The sequence below is a fragment of the Acinetobacter sp. YH12132 genome, from assembly GCF_013418645.1.
Lineage (GTDB): Bacteria > Pseudomonadota > Gammaproteobacteria > Pseudomonadales > Moraxellaceae > Acinetobacter > Acinetobacter indicus.
The window spans coordinates 64,926-89,318 of record NZ_VPBR01000010.1 but is presented as its reverse complement, the minus strand read 5'-3'; the positions used below and the strand labels follow the sequence as shown (position 1 = coordinate 89,318).

Annotated in this window: 20 protein-coding genes; 11 read left to right on the top strand and 9 right to left on the bottom strand. The window is 47.7% G+C overall.

Features of this window, described 5'->3' with window-relative positions:
• The first annotated feature begins 316 nt into the window (after positions 1-316).
• The 5 genes from FTU67_RS10790 to FTU67_RS10770 all read left to right on the top strand — a co-directional run bounded on the left by FTU67_RS10790 (position 317) and on the right by FTU67_RS10770 (position 4,274).
• Entirely contained in the window at positions 317-1,234 is a 918-nt protein-coding gene (locus FTU67_RS10790) for a VacJ family lipoprotein (RefSeq protein ID WP_180006958.1), read from the top strand.
• A 104-nt stretch (positions 1,235-1,338) separates the two neighbouring features.
• Positions 1,339-2,307, top strand: a complete 969-nt coding sequence (gigA, locus tag FTU67_RS10785; protein WP_104472728.1) for an RsbU family protein phosphatase GigA — start codon at positions 1,339-1,341, stop codon at positions 2,305-2,307.
• 114 nt (positions 2,308-2,421) lie between these two features.
• The gene (gene gigB, locus FTU67_RS10780) at positions 2,422-2,943 is read left to right on the top strand and encodes an anti-anti-sigma factor GigB (RefSeq protein ID WP_005182525.1); all 522 of its coding nucleotides are present in this window, start codon (positions 2,422-2,424) and stop codon (positions 2,941-2,943) included.
• A gap of 24 nt (positions 2,944-2,967) precedes the next feature.
• Positions 2,968-3,792, top strand: a complete 825-nt coding sequence (locus tag FTU67_RS10775) for a carbon-nitrogen hydrolase family protein (RefSeq protein WP_005182522.1) — start codon at positions 2,968-2,970, stop codon at positions 3,790-3,792.
• A 92-nt stretch (positions 3,793-3,884) separates the two neighbouring features.
• Complete coding sequence (locus tag FTU67_RS10770) at positions 3,885-4,274, top strand: DUF4951 domain-containing protein (protein WP_168399188.1); 390 nt, start codon at positions 3,885-3,887, stop codon at positions 4,272-4,274.
• Positions 4,275-4,311: 37 nt separating this feature from the next.
• On the opposite strand, the gene gspE is transcribed toward FTU67_RS10770, so the two are convergent.
• A complete protein-coding gene (gene gspE / locus FTU67_RS10765) occupies positions 4,312-5,799 on the bottom strand; it encodes a type II secretion system ATPase GspE (protein WP_104472732.1) in 1,488 nt (495 codons plus the stop codon).
• A gap of 124 nt (positions 5,800-5,923) precedes the next feature.
• Here gspE and FTU67_RS10760 point away from each other — a divergent pair, with 124 nt between their 5' ends.
• Both FTU67_RS10760 and FTU67_RS10755 read left to right on the top strand, forming a co-directional pair.
• Entirely contained in the window at positions 5,924-6,727 is an 804-nt protein-coding gene (locus tag FTU67_RS10760; protein ID WP_373684733.1) for a hypothetical protein, read from the top strand.
• Between the two features lie 9 nt (positions 6,728-6,736).
• Entirely contained in the window at positions 6,737-7,660 is a 924-nt protein-coding gene (locus FTU67_RS10755; protein WP_016659510.1) for a mechanosensitive ion channel family protein, read from the top strand.
• A gap of 42 nt (positions 7,661-7,702) precedes the next feature.
• On the opposite strand, the gene FTU67_RS10750 is transcribed toward FTU67_RS10755, so the two are convergent.
• A complete protein-coding gene (locus tag FTU67_RS10750; protein WP_180006956.1) occupies positions 7,703-10,423 on the bottom strand; it encodes a DUF2339 domain-containing protein in 2,721 nt (906 codons plus the stop codon).
• A 162-nt stretch (positions 10,424-10,585) separates the two neighbouring features.
• Here FTU67_RS10750 and polA point away from each other — a divergent pair, with 162 nt between their 5' ends.
• Entirely contained in the window at positions 10,586-13,348 is a 2,763-nt protein-coding gene (polA, locus tag FTU67_RS10745; protein WP_180006955.1) for a DNA polymerase I, read from the top strand.
• A gap of 135 nt (positions 13,349-13,483) precedes the next feature.
• Here the strand turns inward: polA and FTU67_RS10740 are convergent, their stop codons facing one another.
• From FTU67_RS10740 to ppx, 5 genes are read right to left on the bottom strand one after another with little or no spacing between them, the layout of a single operon-like run.
• The gene (locus FTU67_RS10740) at positions 13,484-14,053 is read right to left on the bottom strand and encodes a YggT family protein (protein ID WP_005182501.1); all 570 of its coding nucleotides are present in this window, start codon (positions 14,051-14,053) and stop codon (positions 13,484-13,486) included.
• A 27-nt stretch (positions 14,054-14,080) separates the two neighbouring features.
• Entirely contained in the window at positions 14,081-14,911 is an 831-nt protein-coding gene (gene proC, locus FTU67_RS10735) for a pyrroline-5-carboxylate reductase (RefSeq protein ID WP_005182498.1), read from the bottom strand.
• Between the two features lie 30 nt (positions 14,912-14,941).
• Positions 14,942-16,291 (bottom strand): tRNA lysidine(34) synthetase TilS, encoded by a 1,350-nt coding sequence (gene tilS / locus FTU67_RS10730; protein WP_180006954.1) that lies wholly within the window; start codon positions 16,289-16,291, stop codon positions 14,942-14,944.
• A complete protein-coding gene (locus tag FTU67_RS10725) occupies positions 16,228-17,052 on the bottom strand; it encodes an acetyl-CoA carboxylase carboxyltransferase subunit alpha (protein ID WP_045795976.1) in 825 nt (274 codons plus the stop codon). Before FTU67_RS10725 ends, tilS begins: the two co-directional genes overlap by 64 nt.
• Positions 17,053-17,085: 33 nt before the next feature.
• Complete coding sequence (gene ppx / locus FTU67_RS10720; RefSeq protein WP_005182484.1) at positions 17,086-18,606, bottom strand: exopolyphosphatase; 1,521 nt, start codon at positions 18,604-18,606, stop codon at positions 17,086-17,088.
• A 265-nt stretch (positions 18,607-18,871) separates the two neighbouring features.
• Between ppx and trxA the strand changes: the two genes are divergently transcribed.
• The 3 genes from trxA to FTU67_RS10705 all read left to right on the top strand — a co-directional run bounded on the left by trxA (position 18,872) and on the right by FTU67_RS10705 (position 21,515).
• A complete protein-coding gene (gene trxA, locus FTU67_RS10715) occupies positions 18,872-19,198 on the top strand; it encodes a thioredoxin (protein WP_016659515.1) in 327 nt (108 codons plus the stop codon).
• Between the two features lie 327 nt (positions 19,199-19,525).
• Positions 19,526-20,794, top strand: coding sequence for a transcription termination factor Rho (rho, locus tag FTU67_RS10710; RefSeq protein WP_005182456.1), 1,269 nt, complete (start codon positions 19,526-19,528; stop codon positions 20,792-20,794).
• 412 nt (positions 20,795-21,206) lie between these two features.
• Positions 21,207-21,515: a hypothetical protein gene (locus FTU67_RS10705; RefSeq protein WP_005182453.1), complete on the top strand. Its 309-nt coding sequence runs from the start codon at positions 21,207-21,209 to the stop codon at positions 21,513-21,515.
• Between the two features lie 151 nt (positions 21,516-21,666).
• On the opposite strand, the gene FTU67_RS10700 is transcribed toward FTU67_RS10705, so the two are convergent.
• Positions 21,667-21,963, bottom strand: coding sequence for an integration host factor subunit alpha (locus FTU67_RS10700; RefSeq protein WP_004649746.1), 297 nt, complete (start codon positions 21,961-21,963; stop codon positions 21,667-21,669).
• On the bottom strand, positions 21,960-24,341 hold the full coding sequence (gene pheT / locus FTU67_RS10695; protein ID WP_180057343.1) for a phenylalanine--tRNA ligase subunit beta: 2,382 nt from the start codon (positions 24,339-24,341) through the stop codon (positions 21,960-21,962). The genes FTU67_RS10700 and pheT overlap by 4 nt, the downstream gene beginning before the upstream one ends.
• Positions 24,342-24,393 lie beyond the last annotated feature (52 nt).

Sequence of the window (24,393 nt, the reverse complement as noted above, 5' to 3'; positions counted from 1 at the left end):
CATACAATATACAATGTTGATTTTATTTCTAAACTTACCACCTAAACCAGAACTCAACCATTTTAGCTAAATCCTTGTTTATCAACAAGTTTTTATCAACATCACCGCCGATGGATGTGCATTATAGGCGAAATATTTACGCTTGCAAGCCCTTTGATAAAAAAATTTAATCATCCGATTATTTTTTATTCATTTTACCTTTTTTAGCTATAAATTTCGGCCAAAAGTGTTTAAATACTCTCTTAAAATGTGCGCTGGGTCGAATGACCCTGCTTTCTCTTTTTTGCTTTCAGTATTCAAAGCACTAGGATCTTTTATGCGTCAACAACAATATGTATGGATTAGCCTGCTGACTTTAGGGATGGCCTCCCCTGCTTTTGCCAATGAATCTGCAGTAGACAGTTCTACCCGCACCACAGCAGAAGCAGACTCATCTGCAGCAACCAGCAAAGCCCCTTCACGCCTTGAATCCTTAAAAGAGCTGAAAAATATTAAAGCACAAGATTTGAAAGTGAATGCCAATGCCGCACAACCGGAAAGTGTTAAAGATCCACTACAACCTTTAAACCGTCAGGTCTATGCCTTAAATGATGTGTTAGACCGCAATATCGCCCGTCCGCTGGCTGTGCAATATACAGAAAAAGTTCCTGGCGATGTGCGTGGTTCTTATCGTAACTTCCGTAAAAACCTGGGTGAACCATGGAATGCAGTAAACCAGCTGATTCAGGGCCGTCCGCTCAGAGCAGCAAAAACGCTGGGCCGTTTTACTGTAAATACCATCACCACTTTAGGTCTGGCTGATCCGGCCCGTCGTTTGGGAATGGAAACCGAAGATGAAGATTTTGGCACTACTTTAGGCTATTTCGGGGTGCCGTCTGGCCCGTATCTGGTTTTGCCGATTATTGGCCCAAGTACCTTCCGTGATGGTTTTGGCCGTCTGGTTGACAGTCAGGCCCGTCCACAAAAATACATTCTAGAAGATCATGATGGACTGTACTGGACCGAGCAGGCTTTACGCGGCATTGATGCCCGTTCCCAGATTCTGGATGTAGAACAGGTGTTACAAGGGGATCGCTATGCCGCTATTCGTGATATTTACCTGCAGCGTAAAAACTTTGAAATTGCCGAGAAAAAAGGCTTAGAGGCCGAGAGCATTTCATTTATTGAAGATGTCGAAGACGACTACATCGAAGATGAAGAAAACTTTGATTCAGTTGCACCGCTCACTGAATAATTTGTAATACTTCTTTCTGGCGGGAAGTTCAACTTCCCCTAGTAATTCATTGATTGTTATAGTACATCTATCCCCTAAAGCGCATAGGATTATATTCTACATTTATGTATTTCATTCAGCCCACACGTGATATTCCCTATCTAGATCAGGTGATTGACACACTGCCCAGTGTGCAAATGATTCGCATAGATGACATCGACCTATATGATCAGACCATCATTGCCATTGCCGATGTGCAGGATTATTTAACCCATCGCTGGAATTTACCGACCATTGTTTTGGGCTTTGAAGATGAAGGGCTGGCCCTATCGCAAGCCTGGGAACAAGGCGCTTTGGCCGGCTGGATCTGGAGCAAACTGCCGACAGAACCGCAGCAGGCCCTGCTTAAAATTGATGCGCAATATAAACGCAATCAGGACAGTCGTGATTTACCTTCGGCTGCAGAGTTACAAAAACGTTTGCTGCCGAACCCGATTGAACTGGTCAATTATGAAATTGAAACCCTGTTTCAGCCTTCCGCCTATTTATCTGGCGACTGGTTCGATTACTGGAAAATTAGCGATAAAGAGCTAATTTTTTATCTGGCCGATGTGTCCGGACATGGGGTAACCAGCAGTTTATTAACGTCGTGGATGGCGGCTTTTCATGGCCGCTCCAAAACCCCGCGCGAGTTACTGAAAAAACTGAACGGGATGCTGGTACAGGAAAATATTGAAAAGCATATCACCATGATTAGCGGGATTTTAAACCTGGAAACCCATCAGCTGCGCTGGTCCAGTGCCGGACATTATCCGCCTGCGATTATCTTTGAGCCAAATCAGCCACCGAAAATCTTAAACACCAGCAGCTTCCCGTTGGGCCTGACCGAAGACCTGGAAGTAGAAGAATATGAATGCGTGCTGTCACGTCAGGCGCGCTTTATTATCTGTTCAGATGGTGCGCTGGAACCCTATGTTGGTGGACTCAATGAACAGTTTGAACAACTGGTCTATCACTTGCAGAATCAGTCCTTTAAAGCGCCAGAACACGTGGCCGACGATATTGCCATCCTCAGTTTGTGCCGACTGAATTAATCACTTAATCAACCACTTAAAACCATCCTTAGACTTATGTCCATAGCAGACACTTGAGTCTGTGGTGTCCCTATGGGATAATTTTATCTATCCTTCTCTGCAAATGGCATTTATATGTCAACAGGTCATGTTGAATACGCAAGTTTGGATGGAACGCATATTTTCAAGCTGATCGGCGAAGTGCGTGCCCAATCTTGTATCAGTTTAGACAAACTACTCAGTAAAATTGAACAGCAAACCAATGTGGTCGGCGCCATTGTCGATTTAACTCAAACCACATTTATTGACAGTACTGTTTTGGGTGTTTTGGCAAAACTCGGGCTAAAACTTAAACAGGTACATCAGATTCAGGCGGTCATGCTGTCGACCAATCCAGACATCACCACACTGGCCAATAGCATGGGCTTGGGGCAGGTGTTTGTGATTCTGAATTACTGTGGCGATCCGAGTGTCTGCACCCGTGCCCTGATTGAAGAGCATGTGACGCATAGCAATATGCTCTCGACCGTACTGGATGCCCATAAAACCCTGATGAAACTCAACGACAGCAACCAGAATATGTTTGAACCCCTGGTCAAACAGCTACAAAAAGAACAGGACAACTTGGAACAGGTGTCTAATCAGCAAAACGTATAATTTTCAGTTTGGGAGAATGCCTGCATGACTTTCGTTTCTGTTGCACAGATGAACTCGCAAAATGATATTGAAGCCAATTTCAACACAGTCGAGCAGCTGATTCAGCAGAGTAAAGCCGCCGGCAGTGAACTGCTGGTTCTTCCTGAAAATTTTATCTGTTTTGCTGCCGGCAAGCAGCGCGAAACTGCAGCCCAGTTTGAATCTATTCAACAACGTCTGGAACAACTGGCCCATCAGCATCAAATCTGGCTGGTGGCGGGTACCCTGCCGTGTCCATTCCGCCCGGATGGTTCAGTCATTGAAGATGGCCGGGTACGTACTGTCAGCCTGTGTATCAGTCCGGAAAAAACCGAAGCCCGTTATGACAAGATTCACCTGTTTGATGTACAGGTGGGTGATGCCGTCGGGGGTTATCAGGAATCCAAATTCTTTGAACCGGGCCAAGACGTTGTGGTGGCCAAAACCCCATTTGGCAATATTGGCCTGATGGTCTGCTATGACCTACGTTTCCCGGAACTGGCGCTAAAACTGCGTGCACAAGGCGCCAATCTTCTGACAGCACCTTCTGCTTTTACCTACACCACTGGCCAGATGCACTGGCAGCTGCTGCTACAAGCACGTGCCATGGACAGTCAGTGTCAGGTTTTAGGTGCTGCCCAGCAAGGCTGGCACGGCGAAAAACGTCAAACCTGGGGTCATTCTGGTGCGACCAATTCCCGTGGACAATTACTGGCCATGGTGCAGGACGAAGGCGCGCAACTGATTACAGTCGAATTTGACCTGAAAGAACAGCAACAGGTACGCGAGTCAATGCCTTTAATGCAGCATCGCGTGTTAGTCAATTATTAAGTCTTTCCCTTGATCTCGCTGATATTGTTATCGACGTAAGCTTTCAACTTGCATATAATAATGATTCTTATTTTCAACAACAAATTATCCTGATGTTTAAAATCGTGATCACCAGTCTGGGGCTGCTGTGCTCGACACTGGCCTTGGCCGAGCTGAGTATTTCTGAAAAAATGCGTCCTGTGGTTTATTCTCAGGTCAATCCGGAGATGGCACGTCTGCCGGTTCCAGCCACACCGAATCAGATGAATCTTCCGGCCTTTGGACAGGGACTGATTGGCTGGGGCAGCGGCCCGGAAGGTGCGCAAGGGCGTTTAGATTCCATCACAGCTGCCGATGTGCATCAGATGCAAATTCAAGGTTTAACCCTGGAGATGGTGCAGGCCTGGCAGGCATTTTATACTCATGAAAGCCAGCGCAATCCCGGCAATCCGACGGCACCCTTACGCGCCCTCTTAATGCAAAAAATCGTCAGCCTGTGGTAGGGACTGACGATTTTTTTAAACAGGCTCTACAGCTCTGCTAGTCTGCCGCTTCATTGGTGACACGTAACACTTCTTCGACTGTGGTTTTACCGGCCAGTACTTTACGCAAACCATCTTCACGAATCGAACCGGATTGCTGGCGCGCATAGTTTTCCAGTTCATACTCTGCAGCATTGCCATGAATCAGGCGACGCATGTGATCATCTACCGGCACAATTTCATAAATGGCGGTCCGACCGGTAAATCCGGTATGCGCACACTGCTCACAGCCTTTCGGTTTCGGCAGGCGCAATACCTCTGCACTGCTGACAGGTTTAAACAGTTCTTTTTCAAAGTCATCAGCATCATGCCAGGTGGCGCAGTGCGCGCACAAGGTTCGGACCAGACGCTGCGCAATCACACCAATCAGGGAACTGGACAGCAGGAAAGGTTCAATGCCCATATCTTTTAAACGGGTTACGGCGCCAATCGCAGTATTGGTGTGCAAGGTCGATAATACCAGGTGACCAGTCAGCGAAGCCTGTACCGCAATTTCTGCAGTTTCCAGATCACGGATTTCCCCGACCATCACCACATCCGGGTCCTGACGCAGCATGGCTTTTAAAGCACGCGCGAAAGTCATATCGACCTTGGTGTTGACCTGAGTCTGCCCAATCCCTTCCAGCTGATATTCAATCGGATCTTCAGCAGTCAGAATATTTTTCGAGCCATCATTCAGGTCCGACAGTGCTGCATACAAGGTGGTGGTTTTCCCCGAACCGGTTGGACCAGTCACCAAGATAATGCCATGCGGACGATGTACCAGCTGTTTTAGCCGGTCATAATCATTTTGCATCAGGCCCAAATGGGTCATGTTCAGCCGTCCGGCCTGTTTATCCAGCAGACGCATTACCACCCGTTCACCATGCGAAGATGGCAAGGTTGAGACCCGCACATCGACTTCACGGCCCGCCAGGCGCAGCGAAATACGGCCATCTTGCGGAATGCGTTTTTCAGCAATATCCAGTTTGGCCATGACTTTAATCCGCGATACCAGTAACGGCGCCAGCTCACGACGCGGCTGTACAATTTCACGTAATTGTCCATCTACCCGCAAACGCACCGATAAGCGTTTTTCAAACGATTCAATATGAATATCCGACGCACCGACCCGAATGGCTTCGGACAGCAGTGCATTAATCAGCCGGACAATGGGCGCATCATCTTCCTGATCCATTAAATCTTCGGCTTCAGGCACCGAGTCGGCCAGACTGAGTAAATCCGGATGATCTTCCAGGCCTGCTGCAACCTGTTGTGATTCCCCGGTATCGCCGGCAAAACTGCTGCTTAACAGTTGATGAAATTCCTGATCGGTACATAACTGGAACTGGGCCGGATGCCCGAGAAAACGGCGTGCTTCCTGAATGGCCAGCAGCGGCGTATTTTCACGGCGCACGATAAAAGCATGATCCCCCTCATAGCGAATCAGCACGCCATGGCGTTTTGCAAAACTATAGGGAATTTGTAATTGTTTAAGTACTTGCATCAGCGATTATAATAATGATGAAAAAATCTCATTTGAGTGTACTCTAAGCTTATGACAGCGTGAAGTCTGTTTTTTAGGGTTTTAAATTGAAAGGAAGACGCCCTTGCCGCATCCGAATGAATTACTGAATCATGATGAATTGCCCGATTTAAAATGGTGGGGCGAACACGAGTTTGAGCTGCATCAGCCCAAAGCCTGGCAATTTGGCTCCCTGCTGTTTCGTTTAACACGCGGCATGCAGGAGTGGCGTCTGGAATATCATCGTCCGCAGGTGCAATATGACTATGAACAGCAATGGCATCGCATCAATGACCCGAATTTTTCCTTTCCGCAGCCAGTGAAAATTGAACGCTACATGTTCAAATCGACCACCAACAAGCTCCAGCTGATGCCGCGTCTGGCAGATCGGTCGGTGGTGATTAAACCGGTCGATCCGATTTATATTCCGGCTGGCCAGCGTGGCACGCTGTACATTAGTACCCCGTTATGGATTGCCGGTTTTGTCAATGGTCAGCGCGAGCCGATTTTTGATTTGCCGGTGATTTTGCCCAAAGATACCTGGTTTGGACCGAATCACCGTTATGGCGAAATCTGTTATGCCACCGCGGTGGATGGCCGGACCGAGCTGCACCAGCTACGCCCGCGCGCTTTTCGTGCCATTACGCCTATCGAGTTTCATAATATCAGCAACCAGCAATTGCGCTTTGACCGGATGAATGTACCGGTGCCGGCACTGCCGCTATTTTTTAGTGAAAGTACCGGACGTTTATGGACCTCCCAAATTAAAGTCTTGCACGAAGGCTCTGACCGGCCACCACGGGTACGAATTGAAAACCGTACCCCACCGCATGCCGGTGAAGTGATTTATGTGCATCCGCCACGTGAAACCGCGGGGGCGTTATTTAATATGTTTGATTCATTCTTCTAGGGAGTAGACATGGCCGATTCCAATATCCCTAAAGAAATTACCAATAGCCTGAAAGGGATTTTCACCAATATCAACACCGAGCGCCTGACTGAAATTCTGGTGGCGCTGGTGCTGTGCTTCTTAGGCTTTCTGGTGGCGCGTTTTGTCTCTAATGCCTTTATCCGCACCATTGGTAAACGCTTTAATGCGCATCAGAGTCTGGTCTGGCGTCGCGGGATTTTCTATTTTATTTTCCTGATTTTTGTGATGGCCAGCCTGAAAGAAGCCGGCTTTAAACTTAGTGTCTTCCTGGGTGCAGCCGGTATCTTAACCGTGGCGTTGGGTTTCGCGTCACAAACTTCGGCTTCCAACCTAATCAGCGGTCTGTTCCTGATTGGTGAAGGTTCCTTTGAAGTGGGCGACACCATCCAGATTACCCTCATTCGTGGTCATACCGTAGAAGGTGAAGTGATTTCGATTGACCTGCTCTCGGTAAAACTGCTCACCCAGGACAACGTGTATGTGCGTTTACCGAACGAACAGCTGATTCGGGCGCCAGTACACAACCTGTCCAAATTCCCGATCCGGCGGATTCCAATTACTCTGGCCATTAATTTCCATGAAGATATTATCAAGGTGCGTGAAGTGCTGCTGGATGTGGCCAATAAATATCCATTGGTGCTGGCCGATCCGAAACCTGCGGTGACAGTAACTGCCTTCCGTGAATCCTCAATTGAACTGCTGTTTGCGATCTGGTGCCAGCAGGAAAATTTCCTGCGAGTACGTGATGAAATGCAGGAACGGATTCGTAATGGCTTTGTCGATAACCAGATTGAAATTCCGGTACCGAAAATGGGCTTTGTCGATCATCCGCTGTCTCGACCGCTGGAAAATGCAGAGATTGATCAATATGCCAATGAAAAAGCCCTGAAACGTGAACCGGATTTAAAATAGATTTTTTAATATTAGCCTTCTCCACCAAGAGAAGGCTTTTTTCTATTCAGAGGGTGACCGTTCAACTGGCTGTTCTGGATCGGGCATTGGCGCAATATAGGCAATAATCAGCATCACCGCACCGGCGGCTAAAAAGGAAATCACCCGGGTTAAAGTGCCAATATGCGACAGATCAAACAGCACCAGCTTTAAGCTGACAACCACCAGAATACTGCCGCCCAGGACCCAGACCGAACACAGCTGTTTGCGACTGGCCCAGCTCATGGTAACAAATGCCAGGCTGACCCAAAGTAAAGTCAAACTCAGTTGTACCGTGCCATTACGCCACAGCGCCAATTCATTCAGCGGTGTACCCACATAGACATGCAAGCCACGCAGCACAATATAGCTACTCAGCCACAATAAACTCAGCACCATCAACACTGCGGCCATACTGCGGTCCAGCCCGGCCTTAACCTGTAACGACAGCATCCATAAAAAGCCGACCAGCATGGCGATGCTGACCAGATCAAAAGGATTTAAGATGGGCAGCAGATAGCCATGAAACGCCTGCTGGCTTAACAGCTGCGAACAGATCATCCAGGCCAGCATCAACAGCAAACTGCTTCGGGCCTGCCAGAACATCTGCCAGTCGGGCTGTGCCTGCCAGTAACACCAGCCGCAAAACAGCAGCGGTAAAATCACCATACTGATATACGGTTGCTGCGGTAATAAAGTCAGACTGGTCAGTAGCAGACTGAGTAAAGTACCGGCACTGACCCATTCTTTTTCGGTTCGTACACCTAAAAGCGGCCTTAACCAGAGCAGACTGAGGATGATGCTAGCTCCGGCAAACAACAGCCGCTCATTGAAAGATGCCCAGACAATACTACCCTGCTGCATCCGCAGCATGACAATTCCTGCCGCAAACAGCAGCAAGGGAACCAGGCCCGACCATTTGCTGAATAACCAGGCCACCCCGGCCTGTCGGCGTAACAGGATTTCATTCACAACCCAATAGGCCAGACTCAGGCTGAGCAGGCTCAGCACCGCACTGAGCTCGCCGGACCATTCATCCTGGAGCAGCACCAGCAGCATGGTGGTCGCCAGCAACATCAGCAGACATTGAAAGCCAATCATACTGCTACTAAGTTGTTGCTGAAATTGCAGCCGGCTATTGGACAGCAATACCACGCCCACATAGCTCAGGCACAGCACCCAGAACATGGCGCGTGGAAATACAATCAGCTCCACCAGATAGTACAGGCTCGACAGCCCCGCCACGACCAGCAGGCCCATGGCCAGATACAGACTGATTTTGGACTGCCGCACCAGCCCCAACAGGAAAATCAGCAGGCCTTCAATGGCCCAGCCCATAACACTTTTTTCAGCTGGTAATAAAATCGGCGGAATTAAGGCCAGAAAAATTAAGGTCAGGCTTAAATAGCTGTGCGCAATTAGCTGTACCGTTTGATGGTGTCTGGACAATCGGTACAACACGGCGAACAGCAGTGCAAACAGCAGACTGAGGCCCGCCTGCCAGGCTGTGTCCTGGAAATGCAGCACATATAAACTGCTATAGGCCAGCAACGGTGCAGCAAAAATCAGCCCAATATCCAGCGCCGGTTTAAGCTTAAACTTGTCTAAATCCTGCTGTGCCAATAACTGGCTAAAACGGAAACCCAGCCAGATAAAGATAGCGGCATGTGCCAGAATCAGCACGGTCATCAGGTCGCGGTCAGCATCGCTGCCATGCACAAAGGCATAGCTGCCACCGACCAGCACGGTCATTAAAAAAGCAATCTGATTCAGAAACTTCCACGGTCGCAGGCTGCTGAGCACGGCCACCGCAATATTAATCACTAGATAATAGCCAATAAATTCCGGTGCAGTTGCATCACGCACCGGTAAGGTAAATGGTGCAAGATAGGCCATCACCATGGCCATTAACGCCAGTTCAACCGACTGCTGTCTTAAACTCAGCCATAACGTCAGGGCCATTAGTAGCAGAAAATAGCCACTGGCAATCAGCAAGTTTGGAATTATTGCATTGTAATAGGCAAAGAATAAGGTCAGACACAAGGCTGCCAGCCCGAGCCCTTCCAGCCCCAGGGCAAAACTGCGATTGCGCTGCTGCAAGCGATAACCCAGTCCGGTCACGGCAGCACTACTCAGCGCGACCATGGCCAGTTTGGTGGCCAGGCTCAGCTGCCAATGTTCCGTGGCAAAACGCAGCAGCAGAATAATGCCGATCACCAGAATAGAAATCGCGGTTTTCAGCACCGGATTACCCTCAAAAATCCAGTGTTTGATTTGCTGGACTAAATTGGGAGCGGGCGCTGGTGCAGCTTCAGCTGTTGCACTAAACGGTAAAGGCGGTATGTCCGACTGTACCGAAGAAGCCGGCTGCGGCAAAAAATGCTGGGCCTGTTGAATCTGACCCAAATACTGTTCCAGACGCCGAAGCCAGCGCAGAAAAAAGAAAATCCAGGCCGCAGCGCCAGCGGCAATCATCCAGCCCCAATCCAGCAGCCCACCGACCACGGCAATAATCGAGGAGAGATACAGCGGCACTTTGGAGGTGGCACGAAATGCAATTAACCTTTGTTCGCCTAGCGCCTGGGCCGGTTGCTGAATAGCATCGACATAGTGCATGACACTCATCAGCAGCGCAAAACCACAGACATAGGTCAGCAGTGGAAATGATAAAAACCACGCGCTGATGGCGACAATCATCAGGCTCATCAACCAGATCATGCGGGTTTCGCTCTGCCCTCTCAGCATCTTGTTTTATTCCTTTATTAATTGTGCTGATCATACAACAACTTGCACAGTGCTTATTTTATATTCATCAGATATTCGGTAACCTGCATATACAATCATCACTCAGCGTGCGTGTGTAAAATCACGTACAATAAACAGGTTTTTTGGATTAGGAAACTTTCAATGCCACCATTTGTCTTGGTCGATGGGTCTTATTTTTTATTTCGTGCGTTTCACGCCTTACCCCCTTTAACCACGTCAACCGGTATACATACCAACGCCATCCGTGGGGCAATTTCCGCAATCCAGAAACTGATGCGCCGTACCCAGCCCACCCATATGGCGGTGATTTTTGATACCCCGGAACCAACCTTCCGTCACGAACTGTCACCCATTTATAAAGGTGACCGTCCAAGTATGCCAGATGAACTGTCACAGCAGATTCCTTATTTACACGCCTTAATTCGCGCACTGGGGATTCCTCTTTATATGCTGCCGGGTGCCGAAGCCGACGATATTATTGGCACGCTGGCCAAACGCGCCGAAGCCGAAGGTCATCAGGTGTTAATTTCCACCGGCGACAAAGACATGGCTCAGCTGGTGACCGACAAAGTTACGCTGGAAGACAGCTTCAAAGAGAAACCAATGGATGTGCAGGGTGTCTTTGAGAAATTTGGCGTCTGGCCGAATCAGATTGTTGATTATCTGACCCTGATGGGCGATGCCTCGGACGGGATTATGGGTGTTCCGGGCGTGGGTGCTAAAACTGCCGCCAAACTGCTGACTGAATACGGCTCTTTAGGCGGAATTCTAGAAAATGTCGACAAAATTAAAGGTCGCGTTGGCCAGAATATTAAAGACAATGTCGATGGTATTGCCATTGATCATCAACTGGCCAGTATTGTCTGTGATCTGGACATGGGCCTGACCTTTGCAGACCTGAAACTGTGCGATCCAAATACCGAAGAATTGCGCCGCCTGTATACCGAACTGGAGTTCCGGAACCAGCTACAGTCGCTCGATCATCCGAACAACCCGAACAGCAACAGCTACAAACAGGTCAGCCAGGCCATTAGCCAAACACCAGCGGCCGCAGAAGTCGCCACCGAAGATCAAGCTCAGCTCAGCAGCAGTGAAGATCAGCTAGGTGAAGCCACCTATCATACAGTGTTAAGCCCGGCAGACTGGGATGTACTCTTCCAGCGTTTAAGCACCGCCACACGTTTTGCCTTTGATACCGAAACCACCAGTCTGGATTATCGGATTGCCCAGATTGTCGGCTTCTCGGTGGCTTTTGATGCTACGGAAGCCTTCTATGTGCCTCTGGCGCATGACTATGCCGGCGCACCAGAACAGTTAAACCGTGAAACAGTGTTGGCGCAGATCAAACCGATTCTGGAAAATCCAGCGGTTGAAAAAATTGGCCATCATTTAAAATATGATGCGCATGTGCTGGAAAACCACGGCATTCACTTACAGGGCTGGTACTTTGACACCATGCTGGCCTCGTATGTCTTAAATTCTGTCGCCACCCGTCATGGGATGGATGATGTGGCGCGGCTGTATTTAAGTCATCTGACCACCACCTATGAACAGATTGCCGGTAAAGGCGCCAAACAGAAAACCTTTAACCAGATCGAGATTGAAACAGCTGCGCATTATGCCGCCGAAGATGCACATGTGACGTATCGCCTGTATGAAGTGCTGAATGAAAAGTTACAGCGTCATCCGGAACTCAGCAATCTGCTGCATCATATTGAAATGCCGGTAGCACGCGTGCTAACCCAGATGGAAGAAAACGGCATCAAGCTGAATCTGAATTTCCTAGATCAGCTGGGGGTAGAATTTTCCAACACCATGCTGCAACTGGAACAGCAGATTATTGAACTGGCCGGCCAGCCGTTTAATGTCAGCTCGCCCAAACAGGTTGGCGAAATCCTGTTTGAAAAGCTGGGCATCAAAGGCGGCAAGAAAACTGCCACCGGCCAATACAGCACCAGTGAAAGTATTTTAGAAAAGATTGAGCACCCGATTGCCAGCCTGATTGTGGAATATCGCGGTCTGTCTAAACTGAAAAGTACCTATACCGATGGCTTACAAAAGCAGGCTAATAGCAGCAGCCATCGCGTGCATACCAGTTATCATCAGGCACTGACCGCAACAGGCCGTCTGTCTTCGACCGATCCGAACCTGCAAAATATTCCGGTACGTATGGATATTGGCCGCCAGATTCGTAAAGCCTTTATTGCACCAGAAGGCCGCGTATTACTGGCTGCCGACTATTCGCAAATTGAACTGCGTTTAATGGCGCATTTCTCGCAAGATGACGCGCTGGTTGATGCCTTCAATCATGGTCAGGATGTACACCGCCGTACCGCTGCCGAAGTGTTGAATATTGCCCTGGAAGATGTCACGCCAGATCAGCGCCGCCAGGCCAAAGCGGTTAACTTCGGCCTGTTATATGGTATGTCCGAATTTGGTCTGATCCGTCAATTGGGCTTTACCCGTGAAGAATCGCAGAACTATATCAAGCAATACTTCCAGCGTTATCCGGGCATTTATGAATATATGCAGCGCACCCGTCAGGTGGCTCTGGAACAAGGCTTTGTCGAAACCCTGACCGGCCGCCGTTTATATACCCCGGATATTGATGCCCGTAACATGATGGTGCGTAAAGCAGCAGAACGTGCCGCAATTAATGCGCCGCTACAAGGCTCGGCGGCAGATATTATTAAAATGGCCATGGTGGAGGTAGACAAAATGCTGCCACGCGATCAGGCCAAAATGCTACTGCAGGTACACGATGAACTGGTGTTTGAAGTCGATGCCGATGTCGCCGATGAACTGGCACCCAAACTGGCCGAAGTGATGCAGTCGGTGATTGAACTGTCTGTTCCGCTGGTGGTCGAAGTGGGTAAAGGCCAGAACTGGGATGAAGCACACTAAAGTCTTTCCACCTTCCTCCTCGGAGGAAGGCTGGGCTGAAGGTCATTTGCCTCTTGGGCAAAATATCAAGGTCTTCACCTCAAAACTTGAGCCATAAAAAAGGACGCCGCAGCGTCCTTTTTTCTTGAGCTCAATTTAGAACCCAGTCAGCAAAACAATTGCCACCTGGTTCATCAGAATTTCAGCAATATATAACGCCAGAAATGCCAGAATTGGAGACAGGTCAATCATGCCCATATTCGGCATGATCCGGCGAAACGGTGCCAGTAAAGGTTCTGCCAGTTCCTGAATCACTTCAATATAAGGCCCGCGTGACTGGGTAAACATCACTACCCAACTTAAAATAATGGTGGCAAAAATCAGGTAACGACAGAAACGTAGCAGGTCCTGAATCATGGTCACAAAGGTGAGAATCAGCAGATGTACCGGGCCATTAGGCATCGCCCCGTTTAAATACATCATGCCGTAATTTTTCAGCAGATAAAGCACCACCAGCAGCGCCAATGCCGCCAGATTCACCCGGCCTTTTGCCACGGTCGGGAAAATACGGCTAAATACATCTACAATTTTCGTGGCCTTGATCGTAGACAACACCACCGGATTATAAGGACTCACCGCAGCCAGCTGCATGAGAAAACGGAAGAAGACGAGCAAAATCGCTACGTTAATGATGATGCCAAAAATTAGCGCAGAATTTGCACCCATACTTGAACGTTCCTAAAATTAAATACTTTATTTAATGCTGTCACTCAGCTCGGCAGCCAGTTCCTGACTGCGTGTTTTGGCAGCCGCCAACGCCGCCTGAATATTCTGCGACACTTGCGCACGGTCAAACACTTCCAACGCTGCCTGCGTGGTCCCGTTTGGAGAGGTCACGTTTTTACGCAGCTCTGCCGGGGTATTGGAACTGGTAATTGCCATTTGTGCCGCACCCAACGCAGTTTGCAAGGTTAAAGCCGTTGCCACTTTTTCATCCAGGCCCAAGTTTTTGCCGGCACGAATCATACTTTCCATCATATAGAAAAAGTAAGCCGGGCCAGAACCGGATACTGCCGTGACTGCATCAATTTGCGCTTCAGAGTTTACCCAAATTGTTAAACCCGTGGCAGCCAAAACCTGACTTGCCAATTCACGGTCTTTGCTATCGACCGCATCATGCGCATATAAACCATGCGCACCAGTTTGTACCAGTGCCGGGGTATTTGGCATCACCCGCACCACACGGTCGGTATCGAGCAATGCCGAAATGGTGGCAATTTCTGCACCGGCAACAATCGAAATCACCAGTTTGCCTTCAAACTGCCCTTTTAGCGGTTGCAGCACGCTGGCCAGCACCTGCGGTTTGACTGCGAACACCACAATATCGGCGTCACGAATGGCAGCCTGGTTGTCTTCGGTCACATGTACATCTTTTTCTTCCAGCAACAAACGGATTTTTTCGACCGGATCAGCAACTGTAATACGCGTTGAAGGCATGCCACGTGCAATCAGGCCACCAATTAAGGCCTGTGCCATATTTCCGCCACCAATAAAACTAATATTACAATTTAACACTGCACTCATGATTCACACTCTTGGTTGAGTTCTTTATAGTTAAGAGATTAAAGTCGGTTGCCAGCCATCCGGTTCGCAATAGGCAGAATCTGCCAGCCAAAACCCTTTTGGCGTGAAAACCCCTAGCATAACATTATCTCTGCTTAATATTTGAATTGTATGACGCTTCCAGGGAAAAATTTGTGCCTGCTGTATCGCCTTTTTTAATGGCCAGGCCCCGACACGTCCATGAAGATGGATTTTTTCTCCGCCCACTCGCGTACTTAAAGTCAATTCTTGTTGGAGTAATGCAAAAGACAAACCAACCTGATGCGGTGCATTCAACTGAAACTGTCCGGCTGGTAAATCTAGGGTTTGCCCCAACTGCCAGCACACCTGTTCCCGCGCAGGGATGGCCTGTTGACTGGCCAAATATTCCAGCTGAGGCAGACGGTAAATGACATTTTGATAGCGCACATAATAAAAGCCGTTGCAATGCAAAGCCGCTTGCGCATCGGCCCGGGCCTGAATCACTTCCTGCTGAATACGCTGCACCATGTCAAAACTTGGCCGGTACTGGCTGTCCCCTTTCATCCAGAACGACAGTAACTGGCGTTGCCGCGCCTCGGACAATTGCTGAATACGGTGTAAATCCAGATGCTCGGCATCGCCACAGCTGGCCAAATCCTGCCGCAATACTTCGGCCAAAATCTGCTCGGCATCCTGCATCAGCTGGCTGCTGCGGCAAATGCTTTGCTGCATTTTGGGAAAGCGCGCGTTTAACAGCGGCCATAACTGTTCCCGACACCAGGCCCGGTCGTAGTGAATATCCTGATTGGTCGGATCTTGAATATGTGGAATCGAAAGCTGCTGGCACCAGGTCTGAATCTGCTCACGCGATAAAGATAGCAACGGTCGCCAGATTGACAGTTCAGGACGAGAATCGAAAGTTTTCATAGCCGCCAGGCCAGGAATTCCAGCACCGGAAAACAGACGCAATAACACCGTTTCTGCCTGATCCTGCTGATGATGGGCCAGTACCAATATCTCGTTGGTTTGAATATGCTGCTGAAATGCCTGATAACGTGCGGCGCGTGCCTGCTGTTCCAGATTGCCTTCGGCGACCTGTACCGCTTGAATCATGCACGGAATATTGAAGGCCTGACAATGCTGCTGGACAAATTCGCCCCAGGCCTGGCTGGAAGACTGTAATTGATGATCAATATAAATGGCCCGGACTTTTTCCGGGCATAAAAACGCCATCAGATGCAGCAGCAGCATGGAATCCATGCCGCCACTACATCCGATGAGAAAATGGGTATCTTCTGGAAAAGACTGAATCTGGGTTAAGACGCCAGTCCTAAATTGTCGCTGCCAAACTTCATCAAACGCTGGTAACGTGCTTCGCATCGTTCTTGTGCATCCATCGGTTGCAATTCTTCTAGAGCCTGTTTTAACACGGCTTTTAAATCTTGCATGACTTTTTCTGGTTGCAAGTGAGCTCCCTCACCTTCATCAACCACATATTCAACAATGCCCATCTGCTGTAATTTTTCAGCAGTCAGTGCCAATGCTTCACTTGCCTGTTCTGCTTTTTCTGCAGTTTTCCACAAAATAGATGCACAGCCTTCTGGAGAAATTACTGAATAAATACTGTGAGATAACATCACCACACGATCCGCAACACCAATACCCAAGGCACCGCCTGAACCGCCTTCACCTAAAACTGTTGCCACGACCGGCACTTTCAGGTTCGATAATTGAGCAAGACTGGTAGCAATCGCTTCCGCCTGACCACGTTCTTCTGCACCCACACCCGGATAAGCACCCATGGTGTCAATAAAGGTAAAGACCGGCAGCTTGAAACGTTCTGCCATATCTAGCAAACGCTGTGCCTTACGGTAACCTTCCGGGTTACTCATGCCGAAATTGTGCTGCAATTTCTCGCGGGTACTGCGACCACGATGCTGGCCCACGACCATGACCGGCTGACCATCGAAGCGTGCCAAGCCACCCACCATTGCACCATCATCACCAAATAAACGGTCGCCGTGCAACGCATCAAATTCAGTGAAAATTTCGCCTACATAGTCCAGGAATTGCGGACGCTCTGGATGACGTGCAATTTGGACCGTTGTCCATGCTTTTGATTGAGCAGCTTTATTTTTCATAAGTCGACTGTTATCCCTAAATTAACCAAAACGTTAATCGACAAATTGTTCCGAATGAATTTTTAATTCAATGTCCCAATTCTTGAACTGCACTTGTTCATCGTGCAATTCAGCGACAAGCAATGGCCATTGTTTAGCATCACCCGAAACGCTGAGCTGCCATTGTTGCGCATTCTGAACACTCAATTCAATGGCAGGAAGCATCTGATCGCTACGACTATGATTGACTAAAACTGCTAGGCGCAGCAGCAGACATAAATGCATTAATTTATGGCCACCGACCTTGTTGACATCAATTTTATCGTCCTGACGCAGCTTGCGGCGATGATGCGCAACCAGATGCGACAGATGGTTTTGATCAATTTGTGAAAAGCCTGGAATATCCGAATGTTGTAATAAATAAGCACCATGACGATGATAGCCACCATGACTGATCGCCAGACCAATTTCATGTAAATAGGCCGCGCGGCGCAGTAAATCACTGTCATCGCTGGTCAATTTCAGCTCCGCGGCCACGCCTTCAAACAGGTGCTGCGCGGTTTTGACCACACGTTCTGCCTGTTTCGGATCGGCGTTATAACGGCCCATCAGCGCCTGCACACTGCGGTCCCGGATATCTTCATGCTGGAAACGGCCCAGCAGGTCATACATTACGCCTTCACGTAAGGCACCATCGGAATAAACCAGTTTATCAATATCTAAAATATCAAAAACTGCATATAAAATCGCAATCCCGGCTGGCAAAACTGCTCGTCGATCTTCTTTTAAACCGTCAAAGTCCATTTCAGAGACATGCTTATATTTAAGCAGCTTATCTTTGAGTTTTTCCAGGCCCTCACGGGTCAGATTTTCCTGCGCATTGCTCCAGCCCATATTCACGGTAATCTGGCGGCAGGCTTTAATGGTACCACTTGAGCCTACTACGGTATCCCAGCCGGCATTTTTATAGGTATTGGCAATGGTGGATAATTCTTTGCGTGCGGCAAACACGGCTTTGTCAAAACTTTTATGGTTAATTTCACCTTCGGCGAAAAAGGCTTTGGTATAGGCCACACAGCCCATCTGTAAAGATTCGGTATGAATAGGTTCGAATTCTTCACCAATAATCAGCTCGGTTGAACCACCGCCAATATCAATCACCAGGCGGCGACCACTGTTTTCCATGGTGTGCGACACACCCAGATAAATTAAGCGGGCTTCTTCACGACCGGCAATAATTTCAATGGGTTTTGGCAAGATTTCTGCGGCTTTTTGAATAAATTCATGTCCGTTTTTGGCCTGACGCAAGGCGTTGGTGGCAACAATACGTAAACGGTTCGGCTGTACAGCGCTTAAACGTCCGACAAAGCGTGCCAGACAGGCTAAACCGCGCTGCTGTGCGGCTTCGGTTAAATTTTTATTCTCATCTAAACCAGCGGCAAGCTGTACTTTTTCTGACATTGATGCCACTTTTTTTACTTCACCATGATCCACACGGGCAATGGCCAGGTGGAAGCTGTTCGACCCCATATCGATGGCTGCAAGTAACTCTTCATCAATTAAAAAATCAGACATTCTTCAAACAAACCTATACAGAATTGTGCCTAGAGTAATTCACATACATGCAATTTAAAAGCCATTTGTGCGCACATTTCGATGAGTATTTAAATTTTCGGCAGATGTGACAATTGTGTGACACGATCATCAGCATCGTGAGCATCAATTAGACAAATTCACAGGAAAGATCGAAAATTTACATATTCCTCTACATTGTTCTAGATGGCTATGTAATACTAATAAATATAGCTATCTATACAAAAATTCATTTGGAGCACATTCCATGTCTGGCAACATCGTAAACACAACGGATGCAAACTTCGAAGCAGACGTTCTTCAATCTGAAACACCTGTATTGGTTGACTTCTGGGCGGGCTGGTGTGCGCCTTGTAAGGCAATTGCGCCAGTACTTGAAGTTTTGGCGACTGAATATGAAGGCAAAGTTAAAATTGTGAAAGTTGACGTGACCGCTTGCGAACAAACTGCCGTGAACTACAACATCCGTAACATCCCTGCACTGTTGATGTTCAAAAATGGGGAAGTGGTTGCCCAGCAGATTGGTGCTGCACCAAAATCGAAACTGACTGCATTTATTGATGAAAACATCTAAATCCTGTCTGTTTAGAAAAATTAAAATACGCTATGTTTCATAGCGTATTTTTTTCGTCTATAAATTGACAAATCGGCGTTTCTCTCTTATATTGCTTGCTCAAGAAATAAAGGACTTCCCGTCCCGCCCGTTTCTTAAAAGACACAACACAAAAATGCCGCTCGGCAACAGAAATTGTTTTTTCACATTTTTCTCTGAAACAATTAATCAGTCCTCTGAATTGTTATTGTGCAAATACAATTGCGTTCGTTTTATTGCCTGCATGCGGTCAAATGTTGCTTCCCTTCCAACCTGTACCCCAGAATTTTTGATTCTATCTGATCACCTATGAATTTAACCGAACTCAAGAAAAAACCGATTGGCGAACTCATCAAGATTGCCGAGTTTATGGGCCTTGAAGGAATGGCTCGTAACCGTAAGCAAGACATTATTTTTGCCATCTTAAAACGTCATGCAATGAATGGCGAAGAGATTTTTGGTGATGGCGTGCTCGAAATTCTGTCAGATGGTTTTGGCTTCTTACGCTCTGCAGCAGGCTCTTATTTAGCCGGTCCTGACGATATCTATGTCAGCCCTTCGCAAATTCGTCGTTTTAACCTGCGTACCGGTGACACCATTACCGGCACCATTCGCCCACCAAAAGAAGGCGAACGTTATTTTGCCCTGTTAAAAGTTAACCAGATTAACTACGACACGCCAGAAAACTCGCGCAATAAAATCCTGTTTGAAAACCTGACCCCGCTGTTCCCAACCGAACAACTGGTCATGGAACTTGGTAACGGTACCACTGAAGATTTAACCGCGCGTGTGGTTGACTTGGTTGCGCCAATTGGTAAAGGCCAGCGTTCAATTATTGTAGCGCCGCCAAAAGCTGGTAAAACCATGTTATTACAAAACATCGCCCAGTCGATTGTACGTAATAACCCGGAAGTATTCCTGATTGTTCTGCTGATTGACGAACGTCCGGAAGAAGTGACCGAAATGGAACGTACCGTGCGTGGTGAAGTGGTTGCCTCAACCTTTGATGAATCTCCAGCCCGTCACGTACAAGTGGCTGAAATGGTAATTGAAAAAGCCAAGCGTCTGGTAGAACACAAAAAAGATGTGGTGATTCTGCTTGACTCGATTACCCGTTTAGCGCGTGCCTATAACACCGTGGTGCCATCTTCAGGTAAAGTCCTGACTGGTGGTGTCGATGCTCACGCACTGGAACGTCCAAAGCGTTTCTTTGGTGCCGCACGTAATATTGAAGAAGGCGGCTCACTGACCATCATCTCAACCGCGTTAATTGAAACCGGCAGCAAGATGGATGAAGTGATTTACGAAGAATTCAAAGGTACCGGTAACCAGGAAATTACGCTTGATCGTCGTATTGCCGAAAAACGCGTGTTCCCTGCCATGAACATCAAGAAATCAGGTACCCGTCGTGAAGAGCGCCTGATGTCTGAAGACAACCTGCGTAAGGTCTGGATTCTGCGTAAGCTGCTGCATACCCAAGATGAACTGGCAGCCATGGAATTCCTGCTGGATCGTATGAAAGAAACCAAAACCAATGACGAGTTCTTTGATCATATGAAGCGTAAAGCCAGCAACTAAGATCAAAACTTTTTAAAAAGGCCATCGTATAACGATGGCTTTTTTATTTCGGTTGACCATCTTTACATAAAGATACAATTGGACGTTTTCTGTGTAAACTTATTTTTAAGTAAATGATTATAAATAAGTATTTCAAAAAAACCCTATAGTTTTTAATGATTTAAATCGCCTTTCGCCAATATAAACTGAACTCTTGATTGTTATTTTCTGTTAAAAAACAACGCATTTTAGGGCTTTTTTCGGCATTTTTTAGAGCAAGCTAGTAGTAATTAAAAAAACTCAGTGATAGCATATTCGCAGACCAGTTAGACTGCTCCTGCGTTGTTAGTGCCTAACAAAATTAGGAATAATAAAAGCATATAACAGGCTAACGTCGGTTTTTTTTAATCTCAATTTTTTAGAGAGTGATGCCATGTTATTCAAAAAAATCGCTATTGCTGCTGCAGTTGCTACTACTTTAGCTTTCGTTGGTTGTGCTAAAAAAACTGAAGAAGCTGCTGCTGACGCTAACCAAGCTGCATCTGAAGCTGTTGTAGCTGCTTCTGAAGCTGAAGCTGCTGCTGACGCTGCTGCTGTTGAAGCTGCTTCTGGCGCTGATGCTGCTGTAGACGCTGCTGCTGATGCTGCTGACACTGCTGCTGCTGCTGCTACTGACGCTGCTGATGCTGCTACTGACGCTGCTGATGCTGCTGTTGACGCTGCTGCTTCTGAAGCTCAATAATCTTAGATTATTGACAAAAAGAGAGCCTTTTGGCTCTCTTTTTTATTGTCTGAATATTTCTTACAACATCTCATCATCACATACAAGGAACACGGTAATACCTGCCGTTAGAACCTCAGCCCTTACTTTTTTAGCGGCATAAAAAAGCAGATCAATCGATCTGCTCATTTCCAACACGTTGGCGGAACTTCTGTCCGGCACGGAAGGTTACCACCCGGCGTGCAGAAATCGGAATTTCTTCACCCGTCTTCGGATTTCGGCCTGGACGTTGACGTTTATCACGCAACTCGAAGTTACCAAAACCTGAAAGTTTCACCTGCTCCCCAGAGATTAGCGCCTGGCTAATCTCATCGAAGAATAACTCGACCATTTGTTTCGCTTCACGACGGTTTAAACTCGTGAGCTCACTTAAATGATCAGCCATTTCTGCTTTTGTTAATGCTGTCATGAAGCCCTCAATGTCGCTTGATAAGTGTTTTCTAACACTTTTAGGATATTGTCCATACCTGATTTAATTTCAGCATCTTCAAGCGTACGTGTCGGATGTTGCCATAACAGTGCAAATGCCAATGAGCGTTTACCCGCTTCAACACCTTGACCAGTGTACACATCGAATAACCAGGTTGAATGCAGAAGCTCGCCGCCCGTTTGTTCGATAAGTTGCTGAATTTCGCTAACATTAATCTTATCACTAATTAAAAGCGCAATATCACGTCTTACCGACGGAAAACGTGATAATTCTGTAAAATTAGATACATAAGTTTGCAAAACAGCCTGCTGATCCAGTTCCGCCACCCAAGTGGTGCCCAAATCCAGTTCATTTTCCAGAGATGGATGCAAACGGCCCAAATAACCAATTGACTGACCATTGACCAGAATCTCTGCAGATTGGCCTGGATGCAACCAGCTACGCTCTGAGCGTACATATTCGACCTGTACACGACCTGCTGCCAGCAACTCTTCAACTTCACCTTTCAGGTCAAAGAAGTCCATGGCTTGTGGCTTGCCATGCCATGATTCTGCTGTTTTAGCGCCCACAGCAATCATTGCCAGGGTTGGAATCTGTTTCAGGTCATGAATTGAGGCTGCGTTCTGATAATCAAAACGTAAACCCAGTTCAAAGAAACGCACACGGCTTTGCTGACGGTTAATATTGTACTGTACGCAAGGAATCAGGCTCGACAGCAAGGTTGAACGCATCACCGCCAGATCGCTTGAAATCGGGTTCGCCAATGCCAGTGGGTTGACCGCTGCATTTAGCTGTTTTTCCAGTTTCAGGTCAGCAAAGCTAAAGCTGATTGCTTCCTGATAGCCCAAAGTCACTAGGGTTTGACGCAGCTGTGCCACTTCAAACTGATCCTGATACTTCGCCAGTTTGGTGTCAATCACCGGCAGGCTGATTTGAATATTGTCATAACCGTGAATACGCGCGACTTCTTCAATCAGGTCCTGGTAAATGGCCATGTCATAACGATGCGATGGCGGTACCACAGACCATTGACCTTGCGCTTTTACCGTCACTTCACAACCCAAGCGTGTTAAAGCATCGGTAATAAAGTCTGAATCTACGCTATAACCCAGCAGCTGATCGACCTGTGCCTGTTTCAGTTCAATCGCGTCACGTGTTGGCAATACTGCTGCATTTTCCGCCACCGTAATTGGGCCAAACTCACCGCCTGCAAGCTCAGAAATTAACTGAGAGGCACGGTGCATGGCGATCAATGGCAGTTCAAAATCCACACCACGCTCATAACGCTGAGAGGCATCGGTATGCAGGCCAAAACGGCGCGCACGACCGGCAATATGCAGCGGTGCAAAGAAAGCAGATTCCAGGAAGATTTCAGTGGTTTCATCGGTAACCGATGAAGACAGACCGCCCATGATACCGGCAATCGCCAGAGCTTTTTCATCATCGGCAATCACCATGACATCGTCTTGCAGTTCTACTTCTTGTTCATTCAATAGAACAAGTTTTTCGCCCCCAGTCGCCTGACGCACCTGTACAGCACCTTGCACTTTTGCAGCATCAAAGGCATGGAGTGGTTGACCCAGTTCCATCAAGACATAGTTGGTAATATCAACCAGAATGCTGTGCTGACGGATACCCGAACGTGCCAATGCGCGCTCCATCCATTCAGGCGTCGCGGCTTTGGTATTCACGTTCTTGATCACACGACCTAAATAACGTGGACAGCCTTCAGTCGATACAACCACTTTCTTTTCATCAGAAATGCTTGCAGCCATTTCTTTAATTTCAGGCGCAGTCACAGGCAGTTGGTTAATCACCCCAATTTCACGTGCGATCCCACGAATACTGAAACAATCACCACGGTTTGGCGTGATGCTGATGTCAATCACGTTGTCATCTAGGTCCAGATATTCACGGATGTTGACACCGACCGGTGCATCCACAGGAAGTTCTAATAGACCGTCGATTTTATCTTCTAAGTCAATTTCAGATGCACCGCAGAGCATGCCTTGTGATTCCACACCACGCAGTTTGCCTTTCTTGATTTTAAAATCGCCTGGTAATACTGCACCAATAGTTGCCACAGGTGCTTTCATCCCAGCTCGTACGTTTGGCGCGCCGCAGACGATTTGTAAAGGCTCACCTGAACCAATGTTCACCGTCGTTACACGTAAACGGTCTGCATCTGGATGTTGTTCAACCGTCAGCACTTCACCAACCACTACACCAGTAAATGGTTTTGCAGCTGGAGATAAATCATCAACTTCCAAACCCAGCATGGTTAACTGGTCAGAAAGTTTTTCGCTATCGATGGCTGGGTTGACCCACGTGCGTAGCCAATTTTCGCTAATTTTCATTAATATAAAACCTGTAATTCAAATCTCTAAAATCCCCCTCTAACTCCCCCTT

Bases quoted from the DNA above. Each gene is read 5' to 3' on its own strand.
- FTU67_RS10790 (WP_180006958.1), top strand. From the start codon at position 317: ATGCGTCAACAACAATATGTATGGATTAGCCTGCTGACTTTAGGGATG.
- gigA (WP_104472728.1), top strand. From the start codon at position 1,339: ATGTATTTCATTCAGCCCACACGTGATATTCCCTATCTAGATCAGGTG.
- gigB (WP_005182525.1), top strand. From the start codon at position 2,422: ATGTCAACAGGTCATGTTGAATACGCAAGTTTGGATGGAACGCATATT.
- FTU67_RS10775 (WP_005182522.1), top strand. From the start codon at position 2,968: ATGACTTTCGTTTCTGTTGCACAGATGAACTCGCAAAATGATATTGAA.
- FTU67_RS10770 (WP_168399188.1), top strand. From the start codon at position 3,885: ATGTTTAAAATCGTGATCACCAGTCTGGGGCTGCTGTGCTCGACACTG.
- gspE (WP_104472732.1), bottom strand. From the start codon at position 5,799: ATGCAAGTACTTAAACAATTACAAATTCCCTATAGTTTTGCAAAACGC.
- FTU67_RS10755 (WP_016659510.1), top strand. From the start codon at position 6,737: ATGGCCGATTCCAATATCCCTAAAGAAATTACCAATAGCCTGAAAGGG.
- FTU67_RS10750 (WP_180006956.1), bottom strand. From the start codon at position 10,423: ATGCTGAGAGGGCAGAGCGAAACCCGCATGATCTGGTTGATGAGCCTG.
- polA (WP_180006955.1), top strand. From the start codon at position 10,586: ATGCCACCATTTGTCTTGGTCGATGGGTCTTATTTTTTATTTCGTGCG.
- FTU67_RS10740 (WP_005182501.1), bottom strand. From the start codon at position 14,053: ATGGGTGCAAATTCTGCGCTAATTTTTGGCATCATCATTAACGTAGCG.
- proC (WP_005182498.1), bottom strand. From the start codon at position 14,911: ATGAGTGCAGTGTTAAATTGTAATATTAGTTTTATTGGTGGCGGAAAT.
- tilS (WP_180006954.1), bottom strand. From the start codon at position 16,291: ATGCGAAGCACGTTACCAGCGTTTGATGAAGTTTGGCAGCGACAATTT.
- FTU67_RS10725 (WP_045795976.1), bottom strand. From the start codon at position 17,052: ATGAAAAATAAAGCTGCTCAATCAAAAGCATGGACAACGGTCCAAATT.
- ppx (WP_005182484.1), bottom strand. From the start codon at position 18,606: ATGTCTGATTTTTTAATTGATGAAGAGTTACTTGCAGCCATCGATATG.
- trxA (WP_016659515.1), top strand. From the start codon at position 18,872: ATGTCTGGCAACATCGTAAACACAACGGATGCAAACTTCGAAGCAGAC.
- rho (WP_005182456.1), top strand. From the start codon at position 19,526: ATGAATTTAACCGAACTCAAGAAAAAACCGATTGGCGAACTCATCAAG.
- FTU67_RS10705 (WP_005182453.1), top strand. From the start codon at position 21,207: ATGTTATTCAAAAAAATCGCTATTGCTGCTGCAGTTGCTACTACTTTA.
- FTU67_RS10700 (WP_004649746.1), bottom strand. From the start codon at position 21,963: ATGACAGCATTAACAAAAGCAGAAATGGCTGATCATTTAAGTGAGCTC.
- pheT (WP_180057343.1), bottom strand. From the start codon at position 24,341: ATGAAAATTAGCGAAAATTGGCTACGCACGTGGGTCAACCCAGCCATC.